Below are 9,696 nucleotides of genomic sequence, written 5' to 3' on the forward strand. Positions count from 1 at the left end.
CGCGTTAGTGCGCCCTGGTTCAGGGAGTCGACGCGGACGTTCCCCTGCTGCCGTTGATCATCGTGCCGCCCACGCTGAGCACGGAGGGCTCACCAGTCCAGCTCGGGAAGCAGGGTGCTGCGCACCACCTTGTCCTCACCCGCGCTGGCGAGGTACCGGCCGTCCGGATAGAACGCCAGGGCGTTCACCGAGCGGTGGTGCTTGAGCGTGAGCAGCGCCAGCCCGGTGTCGGCCCGCCACACGCATACGGCGCCGTCCTGACTGCCGGTGGCGAACATGCTGCTGTCGGGACTGAAGGCCACCGACCTCTGACCACTCCTGTGCTCGACCTGGAAGAGCGTCGTCCAGGTCCCGGTCTCGCTGATCAGGGCGCTGTGGTTCTCGCTGCACGTGGCGATCTTCCGCCCGTCCGGCGAGAAGGCGACACCGAGGACGAAGTGCTTGTGCGGAATCTCCGCCCTCTGCCAGCCGGTGTCCGTGTCCCAGACATACGCCTTCTTGTCCTCGCACGCCGTGAGCAGCAGCCTCCCGTCCGGACTGAACGTCACGTCCTTCACTGCACGGGCATGGCGTACGGACAGGACGCGGCTCCCGGTGGTCAGATCCCAGACGCCGGCCACCGCGTCCGCGCTCCCCGTGGCCAGGTAGCGCCCGGTGGGGTCGAAGTCCACCGTGTTGACGAAATGATGGTGTGCCAGCTCGGCCACCAGCTCCCCGGTCGCCATCTCCCAGACGCGGGCGCGGTTGTCCGTGCTGCCGACCGCCAGCCTTCCCCCGTCGGGACTGAAGGCGATCGCGTTCACCATGGTGCTCCACCCGGCGAGCCGCCGCTCCCACGTCGGCTCGCCGGTGACCACGTTCCAGACCCGTACGAGCTTCCGGGCGCCGGTGGCGAGCAGCCGCCCCTGGGGATGGACGGCCAGACTGACCACCCACTGCCCCGTGTCGATCTCCGGGCGTGGTGTGATGCCGGGGGAGGGCGCCCTGGGGGGAGGCGGCTTCTGCTCGGACGGCGGCTTCCGCTGGAATGTCTCGGAAGGCGGCTTCCGCTGGGAAGCCGCCGGGGTCGGGGCGGGGGCGGGGGCGGGGGCGGGGGTCGGCGTCGGGGGCGGCGGCCGGGGGGTGGGTCGCTCTTCGGAGCGCCTCGCGCCGCCGGCGTCCCACTGCAGCTGGTTGATCTCCTGGACCACGGTCCGCGGGGGAGTGGACTGCCGTGGGGAGGTGAGGTCGAAGAGCCGGGCGTCTCCGCTGCGCTGGTACAGGACGGGGGTGAAGCACTCGAGGCTGTCGTCCTTGTCGGCGCGCAGCGCGATACGCCCCGTGCGCACGGCCTCGTCGACCGGCCGGTTGGCGGCGAGGGCCTGGTAGAAGGCCCGGGCGAAGAGCACGGCCGCCTTGTCGGTCACCGCGAACTGCATGGCCACCACGGCCGGCACCGTGTACTCCAGCTCCGCCGCCGTGCTGGAGAACAGATCCTGTGACCGGGAGGTCCCGGTCTCGCAGCTGTTGAGCACGACGAGGCGGGGGGCGGGGTCGGCGACGCTGATGAGCGAGCCGAGCGCCTCGGCGTGCAGCGGATCCGGCCGGCCCTGTTCGTCGGCGAAGAGGATCATTCCCTGGTGCCGGACGTCGTCGAACTGTCCGTGACCGGTGAAGTGGAAGATGTGACAGCCCCGGAGCAGAGCCTCGAACAGGTCCTGTTTGGTGTGCCCGGGCACCCAGTCGAGCTGCACCATCCTGTCGTTGATGAGCGGCTCGAGCGCGGTGCTCAGGCTCTCCTTCTCGGCGTCCGCGTCGAGCGCCCCCAGCGAGCCGGGAAGGGACACCATGCCCAGGATGCGCAGCGGCGGCACCACGCGGAGCGGCGACACGGGCTCCAGGATCTCGACGTAGCGGATGATCGGGTGGTGCAGGCACAGATAGCCGCCGAGCTTCGCGTCGTGCAGCAGCTCCCAGGGCAGTGCGGCGAGGTCCGGGGCACGCACCCGCAGCACCATGCGCAGCCTCTGCCCGCGCTCCTGGGCCTTCTGCCTGCTGGACAGGTAGAGCGCCTTGATCGCGCTCTGGAACACGGCGTCGTACAGCATGCTGCCGACCTGCCGGACCGGCGTCTCGAGCTCGGTCTCCACGCCCCGGGAGCGCACGGCGGACCCGAGTACCGCTGCCTGCAGCGACGGCAGCCTCTCCAGCAGGCCGAGTGCGTCGATCTCGGCGAGGGCGCGGTCCTCACCGCACGGCGACGAGACCTCGATGCTGTAGCCGCCGGGCGCCTCGCTCATCTCGAGGACGAAATCGAATTCCCCCGTCATGGCGCCGCGCCCTTCTCGCTAGCAGGCAGGGTCAGCTTCCGTCGGGGGTCTGCGAGGGCGTCGGGGGAGCGGTGTCGGACGGGCCTGGGGGCACCGAGGTATTGTCGAGCCACTTGGTGAAATCGGAGAATTTCTGTGGATCCGATTCCTCGGCGTAGACGACGATGTTGTAACGCCGGTCCGTGTATATCTCCGCAGTGGTATTCCCGTTCACGTAGCAGGCTTCGTCGCCATCGGTGATGGCCTGATCGCCGAGGGTGAAGGTCTGCTTGCCCCCCGTCTCGTAGTCGGCGATGGTCTTGCAGTGGGTTCCTGGGAGGTTCGAGGGGCCTGCTTCCTGCATCCAGTAGTTCTGCATCGAATTCACATCGGGGAACATGGCGTACCAGACGTAGGTTGGGAGGCTGCCCTGCCCACCACTGCATTCCAGCTTCACCCCGTTCTTGGGGGTATCGACAGCTTGCGTGCAGGTCAGTGAGGACTTGACATCATTTGGAATATGAGCCCTGAGAGCGGCCAGAGTTGGCCCGTGTTTCTGCGTCCCGCTCCACATTCCCCAGAATCCGCCGGCCAGCAGCAACACGCCGAGAATGGCCACGGCGACACGTGGTGCCCGATGCATCTTCGGGATGGTCATCAGGCGCCGCGAAATGCCGCTGCCGATCAGGGCGAGTGCGAGGAGGAGAACTCCGATGACGATGAGAACGATTTCGACGGCGAGTGGCATCGCTTCCGCTCCTTCGAGGGGGGCGCCGCATGCGATTGCGGCCCGAAGCCCACCGACCCTGCCCTCGCCCTCGGCGCACCTGCTCAGGAAATGGAAGAACCATCAACTACCTGACAGTATCCGACATTTCGTGCTAATCAATACATTATGACCATCATGCAGTTCCCGCTACACGACGGTAGCGCCGTGCTCGTCAGGGTCTCCGACGAGCAGGCGTCGAGTCCCCTGCTGACCCGGGGCGCGTCGGCGACGGTGATCGAGAGAGCCGAGGGTACGTTCGAGTCCGTCCTGCAGGCCGTGCGGGCGGTGGCCAAGGGGCTGACCGCGCAGTTGGAGGACTTCGTCCAGCGGCCCGACACCCTCGTCGTGGAGTTCGGCGTCGAGTTGAACGCCCAGGCAGGAGCGATCATCACGGCGGCCGGAGCCTCGGCTCAACTGACCGTCAGTCTGACGTGGAACAAGTCGTGACCGGCGCCGCCGTGGGCGGGGCCGGTCACGGACCTCAAGTGCGGGCGGTTCAGCCCTTGTTGGAGCCGAGGGTGAGGCCGTTGACGAACTGGCGCTGGAGCGCGAAGTAGACGATCAGGGTCGGGATCGCGGTCAGGAGGGAGCCGGCGGCGACCAGGTTGGGGTCGGTGAAGTACTGGCCGGAGAGGTTGTTCAGGGCCGAGGTGATCGGCATGTTGTCCCCGGTCGAGATGAGCACGAGGGCCCAGAAGAAGTCGTTGTAGATCCAGATGGACAGCAGGGTGGCCAGGGCGGCCATCGCCGGTTTGCACAGGGGCAGGGTGATCTGCCAGTACAGCCGCCATACCGAGGCGCCGTCGACTAGTGCGGCCTCGGTCAGTTCGTGCGGCAGTGAGCGCATGTAGTTGCTCAGCACGAACGCGCAGAAGCCGGACTGGAACGCCACGTGGATGAGGACGAGGCCGAGGGCGGAGTCGTACAGTTTGCCGCTGGCGGTGATGCCCGGCAGGTTCGTCAGCAGGTACAGCCGGTACAGCGGGGTGATGATGACCTGCTGGGGCAGGAGGTTGCCGGCCGTGAAGACCAGCAGCAGGGCGAGGTTGAGGCGGAAGTCGAAGCGGCTGACGTAGAAGGCCACGCAGGAGGACAGGAACAGGGTCAGCAGGACGGCCGGCACCGCGATGATCAGGGTGTTGCCGAAGTAGTGCAGCATGTCCGACTGCTGGAACGCGTTGGTGAAGTTGTCGAACGTCAGCTTGTCCGGCCAGGAGACGTAGCCCTTGGCGCTGGTCTCGCTGTAGGGCCGCAGGGCTGAGAAGATCGCCCACAGCAGCGGGGCCAGCCAGGCCAGTGCCGTCCCGGCGAGGAAGACGTGCAGGAGCACCCGGGCCGGGCGGATCGGGGCGCGCTGCTTCAGCGGCAGGGTGGTGGTGCTCATGCGCGCCGCTCCTTCCGGAAGGTGGCGATCAGGTACGGGATGATCACCGCGAGCGAGATCACCAGCAGGACCACGGCGATGGCGGAGCCGTACCCGATGCGGCTGGACTCGCCGATGATGTTGTTGGTGACCAGGATCGACAGCAACTCGGTGCCCTGGGCGCCCTTGTTGAAGACGAAGACCAGGTCGAAGGCGCGCAGTGCCTCGATGATGGTGACGACGAGGACGACCGTGTTGGTCGGGCGCAGGGTGGGGAAGATGACGTTCTTGAAGGTCTGCCACTCGCCTGCGCCGTCGAGGGCGGCGGCTTCGCGCAGTGAGGGGTCGACGCTTTTGAGGCCGGCGAGGTAGAGGATCATCATGTAGCCGGTGTGCCGCCAGGACGCGGCGATCAGGACGGCCCACAGGTTCAGGTGCGGGTCGCCGATCCAGTCGACGTAGTGGCCGGGTTTGTTGGCGCCGATGATGCTGTTGATCAGGCCGGTGTCCGGGTTGTAGACGAGCTGCCAGACGAAGCCGATGCAGGCCATGGAGATGACGACGGGCAGGAAGAACGCGGTCTGGTAGACGCGGCTGAAGCGGATCTTCTTGTCCAGCTGGACGGCGAGGAACAGGCCGAACGGCGTCGGGATCAGGATCAGTACGACGAACCAGACGACGTTGTGCTGGACGGCCGGCCAGAACTGCGGGTTGTCGTTGAAGAGTTGCTTGAAGTTGTCCAGGCCCACCCACTTGATCGAGTCGAACCCGATGCCGTCCCAGGTGGTGAAGGCCAGGAAGATCGAGGCGATGGCGGTGGCCCAGACCAGGGCCACGTGCAGGATCGTCGGCACGCCCGCCATCAGGCCGAGCGTGATCCGGTCACGGCGGGTCAGCAGACGCTTGTGGCTCTGCGCGGCCCGCTTCTTCTTCTCAGGCGTGGGCCCCGGGGGCGCCGTGGCGGCCGCCTCCGGGGTCTTCGTCGTCATGTCGGTCGTCATCGGATCGCTCACTGGGACGCGAAGATCGTCTTCTTCTGGCGCTCGATGGACGACAGCAGGCTGTCCACGCCCTGGGGGTTCTGCAGGAACTTCTGCAGCCCTGGCTGCATCACCGTGGAGGTGAAGTCGGGCCGGGAGTCGCGGTCCATGAACTGGGTGAGGTTCTTGGCGGCGCCGATCATCTCGAACGCCTTCTTCTGCAGCGGCGAGTAGGCGGAGGTGGAGGCCTTGTTGGAGGCGGCGACCACGCTCGGGTCGGTCTTGAGGTACGCCTCCTCGGCCGCCGGGCTGCCCAGGTACTCCATCAGCTTGAGGACACCGTCGTGGTTCTTGGGGGACTTGCTGACCATGAAGCCGTCGGTCGGCGCCTCGACCGTCTCCTGGCCGTAGGTGGGGTTGATCTCCGGGAACGGGAAGAAGTCCAGGTCGTCCAGGTCGGCCTTGTTGGTGAACTGCTGCGCCACGAAGGAGCCGAGGAGGTACATGCCGGCCTTCTTCGACACCAGCGTCTGCGCGGCGTCCTCCCAGGTGCGGCCCATGAAGCCGTCCTGGTGGTAGGGCAGGATCTCGGACCAGTGGTCGAAGACGGCCTTCACCTTGGCGTCCGTCCAGGAGGCCTTGCCGGCCATCAACTGGACGTGGAAGTCATAGCCGTTGAGCCGGAAGTTGATCTGGTCGAAGGTGCCCATCGCCGGCCAGGCGTCCTTGTCGCCGAACGCGATCGGGACCAGGCCGTCCTTCTTCATCTGCTTGCACAGGGCGACGAAGTCGTCCCAGGTGGTGGGGACCTTGTAGCCGTGCTGCTGGAAGACGCTCTTGCGGTAGAAGATCGCCCAGGGGTACGTCGTCAGCGGCACGAAGTAGTACTTGCCGTCCTCGCCCTTGCTGAGCTTCTTCATCGCGTCGGGGAAATTGTCCCCGATCTTCGCCCACACGTCGTCGACCGGCGAGGCCAGCCCCTTCGCCGCGAAGAACTGCATGCGGTAACCCGCGAACCAGTTGAACACGTCGTCCGGAGTGCCCTGCAGATACGAGTTGATCTGCTCCTGGAAGGTGTTGTGGTCCTTGGTGTTCACCTTGACCGTGAGGCCGGACTGCTTCTTGAAGTCGGCGTAAACGCCTTCGAAGGCCTTCTTCGGCACCGCGTCCGAGGCATTGGAGCCGACCGTGACGGTCTTCGGGTCGGAGGAGGAACCGCTGCTCCCGCAGGCGGACAGCAGGGGTATGCCGCCACCGGCGAGCAGGACGGCACCGCCCGCACCGCGGAGCAGTGAGCGACGGCTGGGACCCGGGACGGAAGCACCGGAGGGGGAGAGGCGCATGGCGGCTCCAAGGAAGCAGGGCTCGGTCAAGGGGATGAGTTGATCACCGAAAGGTCGTCGAAACCGCTCAGAAACCAACTCGACCGAACATCGTGGGCGTCATAACACCCCCATGTCCGCTCATGCGTCAATAGGGTCGGCTCGCACTGGTGGGTGTCTTGCCCGAAACGTAATCGTCATCAACACCTGCAATTTTGTTGAACGGCGGGCGGAGTTGATCGCCTCAGGGTCTGACCAGCAGCTGGAAGTCGAAGACGTAGCGCGAGGCCCGGTAGACATGGCTGCCGTACTCCACCGGCCGGCCCGTGTCGTCGTAGGCGGTGCGGCGCATGGTGAGCAGGGCCGCGCCCTCCTTCTCGTCCAGCAGGGCGGCCTCCTCGGCGGTGGCGCTGCGGGCGCCGACGGACTGGCGGGCGCTGTGCAGGACGATCCCGGCGGACCGCAGCATCCGGTACAGACCCGTCGACTCCAGCCGCTCCGTGGGGAGTTCGAGCAGTGAGGGTGGCAGGTAGTTGCACAGGAACGCCACCGGCTGGCCATGGGTAGAGCGCAGCCGTTCCAGTACGGTGACCTCGGCGCCCTCCGCGATGCCGAGGGCCGCGGCCACGTCGGCGGCCGCCGGGATCCGCTCGGCCCGCAGCACCCGGGTGGTCGGGCCCTGGCCGGCCGACTCCAGGTCGTCGTAGAGGCTGCTGAGCTCCAGGGGTCGCTTGACCTGGCTGTGGACGACCTGGGTGCCCACCCCGCGGCGGCGCACCAGCAGGCCCTTGTCGACCAGGGACTGGATCGCCTGGCGGACGGTGGGGCGGGACAGGCCGAGCCGTACGGACAGGTCGACCTCATTGCCCAGGAGGTTGCCCGGAGCCAGCACGCCGTGTTCGATGGCGGCCTCCAGCTGCTGGGCGAGCTGGTAGTACAGCGGTACCGGACTCGTACGGTCCAGGGCGAAGGTGAGGGAGTCGAGCGCCCGGTCACCCGGTGCCGTTCGCTGCGGTGTGCGGTGTACTGGGCTCATGCCCGTCAGGTGTAGGCCTGCGGAGGTCCAAGTGTCAATGGTTTGTACTTACATTCGGACCTGCTCGTGAAATGATGTCTTAACAAAGTATTGACAGCGGGCTCACCAGGGACTTGGATCCCGTCCCAACGCAACAGCGTCCCTTCCCCCCGTCGCACGCACAGTGAGGTGCTGGAAAGATGGACCGCTCTTCTCGCTCCCGCTCCCGCAGGCTGGCCCCCGTCGTTGCGGTCGCCGCAGCGGCAGCCCTGACCCTCGCCGGCTGCTCCAGCAGCCACGGCGGGAAGAAGTCCGAGGAGGCGGCTCAGAACGCTTCGGCGGGCAAGGCCAACACCCCTCGGATGACCGTCGCGCTGGTCACGCACCAGGCACCCGGTGACACCTTCTGGGACACCGTCCGCAAGGGCGCCGAGGCCGCCGCGGCCAAGGACAACATCAAGCTGATCTACTCCGCCGACCCGAACGCGGGCAACCAGGCGAACCTGGTGCAGAACGCGGTCGACCAGAAGGTGGACGGCGTCGCGGTCACCCTGGCCAAGCCGGACGCGATGAAGAGCGTCATAGGCAAGGCGCAGCAGGCGGGCATCCCGGTGGTGGGCCTGAACTCGGGACTGAGCGACTGGAAGAAGCTCGGCCTCATGGAGTTCTTCGGGCAGGACGAGAGCGTGGCGGGCGAGGCGTTCGGCAACAAGCTGAACTCGACCGGCGCCAAGAAGGTCGTGTGCGTGATCCAGGAGCAGGGCAACGTGGGCCTCACCCAGCGCTGTGACGGCGTGCAGAAGACGTTCAAGGGCACCACTGAGACCCTGTATGTGAACGGCACCGACATGCCGTCCGTGAAGTCGACCATCACGGCCAAGCTGAAGCAGGACAGCGCCATCGACACCGTCGTCACCCTCGGCGCCCCCTTCGCCCTGACCGCCGTGCAGTCGGTGGGCGATGCGGGCAGCAAGGCCAAGGTGGCGACCTTCGACCTCAACAAGGACCTGGTCAAGGCCGTCCAGAACGGCTCCATCGAGTTCGCCGTCGACCAGCAGCCCTACCTCCAGGGCTACCTCGCCGTGGACGGACTGTGGCTCTACAAGAACAACGGCAACTACAGCGGCGGCGGCGAGGAGCCGGTGCTGACCGGTCCGGCCTTCGTCGACAAGTCCAACGTCGACAAGGTCGCCGAGTTCGCCGCGAAGGGCACCCGGTGATGAGTATGGCCCAGCACGCCGAGCCGGCCGTGGGGACGACACCGCCGACGTCCGGTCCCCGGGGGACCGACGGCCGCACCGCCCGGCGCCCGCTGGCGCTGCGGGTGCTGGCCCGGCCGGAGGTGGGGGTCTTCCTCGGCGCCGCCGCCGTACTGGTCTTCTTCCTGATCGCCGCACCCTCGGTCCGCCAGGGCAGCTCGATGGCCACGATCCTCTACCAGTCCTCGACCATCGGCATCATGGCTCTTCCGGTGGCCCTGCTGATGATCGGTGGCGAGTTCGACCTGTCCTCCGGCGTCGCGGTGATCTCCTCGGCGCTGACCGCGAGCATGCTCAGCTACCAGCTGACCATGAACGTCTGGGTCGGCGTGATCGCCGCCCTGCTGGTGTCGCTGGCGATCGGGTTCTTCAACGGCTGGGTGGTGGTCAGGACCGGGCTGCCGAGCTTCCTGGTCACCCTGGGCACGTTCCTGATCCTTCAGGGCGCGAACCTGGCCGTGACCAAGCTGGTCACCGGCAATGTCGCGACCGACGACATCAGTGACATGGACGGGTTCGACCAGGCGAAGAAGGTCTTCGCGTCGTCGTTCGACGTGGGCGGGGTCCAGGTGAAGATCACCGTGGTGTGGTGGGTGGTCTTCGCGGCGATCGCCACCTGGGTGCTGCTGCGCACCAAGTACGGCAACTGGATCTTCGCGGTGGGCGGCAACAAGGAGTCCGCGCGGGCGGTCGGTGTGCC

The 9,696-nt window shown here is 66.9% G+C and carries 9 protein-coding genes; 3 read left to right on the plus strand and 6 right to left on the minus strand.

What is annotated here, in order from left to right; translation table 11 throughout:
• Positions 1-89: 89 nt before the first annotated feature.
• Positions 90-2,309 carry a CHAT domain-containing protein gene (locus ACH47Z_RS22870; RefSeq protein ID WP_399076413.1) on the minus strand — a complete coding sequence of 740 codons (2,220 nt, stop codon included), beginning with the start codon at positions 2,307-2,309 and terminating at the stop codon, positions 90-92.
• Between the two features lie 31 nt (positions 2,310-2,340).
• Positions 2,341-3,036, minus strand: coding sequence for a hypothetical protein (locus ACH47Z_RS22875; protein WP_399076415.1), 696 nt, complete (start codon positions 3,034-3,036; stop codon positions 2,341-2,343).
• A gap of 156 nt (positions 3,037-3,192) precedes the next feature.
• Between ACH47Z_RS22875 and ACH47Z_RS22880 the strand changes: the two genes are divergently transcribed.
• On the plus strand, positions 3,193-3,504 hold the full coding sequence (locus ACH47Z_RS22880; RefSeq protein WP_399076417.1) for a CU044_2847 family protein: 312 nt from the start codon (positions 3,193-3,195) through the stop codon (positions 3,502-3,504).
• Positions 3,505-3,553: 49 nt separating this feature from the next.
• Here the strand turns inward: ACH47Z_RS22880 and ACH47Z_RS22885 are convergent, their stop codons facing one another.
• From ACH47Z_RS22885 to ACH47Z_RS22900, 4 genes are all read right to left on the minus strand, one after another.
• Complete coding sequence (locus ACH47Z_RS22885) at positions 3,554-4,441, minus strand: carbohydrate ABC transporter permease (protein ID WP_399076420.1); 888 nt, start codon at positions 4,439-4,441, stop codon at positions 3,554-3,556.
• The gene (locus tag ACH47Z_RS22890; protein WP_399076422.1) at positions 4,438-5,421 is read right to left on the minus strand and encodes a carbohydrate ABC transporter permease; all 984 of its coding nucleotides are present in this window, start codon (positions 5,419-5,421) and stop codon (positions 4,438-4,440) included. The genes ACH47Z_RS22885 and ACH47Z_RS22890 overlap by 4 nt, the downstream gene beginning before the upstream one ends.
• Before the next feature lie 8 nt (positions 5,422-5,429).
• Entirely contained in the window at positions 5,430-6,743 is a 1,314-nt protein-coding gene (locus tag ACH47Z_RS22895; protein WP_399076424.1) for an ABC transporter substrate-binding protein, read from the minus strand.
• Positions 6,744-6,966: 223 nt separating this feature from the next.
• Positions 6,967-7,758 (minus strand): GntR family transcriptional regulator, encoded by a 792-nt coding sequence (locus ACH47Z_RS22900; protein ID WP_399076426.1) that lies wholly within the window; start codon positions 7,756-7,758, stop codon positions 6,967-6,969.
• A 179-nt stretch (positions 7,759-7,937) separates the two neighbouring features.
• On the opposite strand from ACH47Z_RS22900, the gene ACH47Z_RS22905 reads away from it, so the two are divergent.
• Complete coding sequence (locus tag ACH47Z_RS22905; protein ID WP_399076428.1) at positions 7,938-8,957, plus strand: substrate-binding domain-containing protein; 1,020 nt, start codon at positions 7,938-7,940, stop codon at positions 8,955-8,957.
• Positions 8,957-9,696, plus strand: a 740-nt coding sequence (locus tag ACH47Z_RS22910) for an ABC transporter permease (protein WP_399076430.1), incomplete at its 3' end; no start/stop codon positions are given. The genes ACH47Z_RS22905 and ACH47Z_RS22910, both read left to right, overlap by 1 nt.

The sequence above is a fragment of the Streptomyces sp. NPDC020192 genome, from assembly GCF_044388685.1.
Taxonomy (GTDB): Bacteria; Actinomycetota; Actinomycetes; order Streptomycetales; family Streptomycetaceae; genus Streptomyces.

Coding starts and splice junctions, on each gene's coding strand:
- ACH47Z_RS22895 (WP_399076424.1), bottom strand. CDS start 6,743: ATGCGCCTCTCCCCCTCCGGTGCTTCCGTCCCGGGTCCCAGCCGTCGC.
- ACH47Z_RS22875 (WP_399076415.1), bottom strand. CDS start 3,036: ATGCCACTCGCCGTCGAAATCGTTCTCATCGTCATCGGAGTTCTCCTC.
- ACH47Z_RS22870 (WP_399076413.1), bottom strand. CDS start 2,309: ATGACGGGGGAATTCGATTTCGTCCTCGAGATGAGCGAGGCGCCCGGC.
- ACH47Z_RS22900 (WP_399076426.1), bottom strand. CDS start 7,758: ATGAGCCCAGTACACCGCACACCGCAGCGAACGGCACCGGGTGACCGG.
- ACH47Z_RS22905 (WP_399076428.1), top strand. CDS start 7,938: ATGGACCGCTCTTCTCGCTCCCGCTCCCGCAGGCTGGCCCCCGTCGTT.
- ACH47Z_RS22880 (WP_399076417.1), top strand. CDS start 3,193: ATGCAGTTCCCGCTACACGACGGTAGCGCCGTGCTCGTCAGGGTCTCC.
- ACH47Z_RS22890 (WP_399076422.1), bottom strand. CDS start 5,421: ATGACGACCGACATGACGACGAAGACCCCGGAGGCGGCCGCCACGGCG.
- ACH47Z_RS22885 (WP_399076420.1), bottom strand. CDS start 4,441: ATGAGCACCACCACCCTGCCGCTGAAGCAGCGCGCCCCGATCCGCCCG.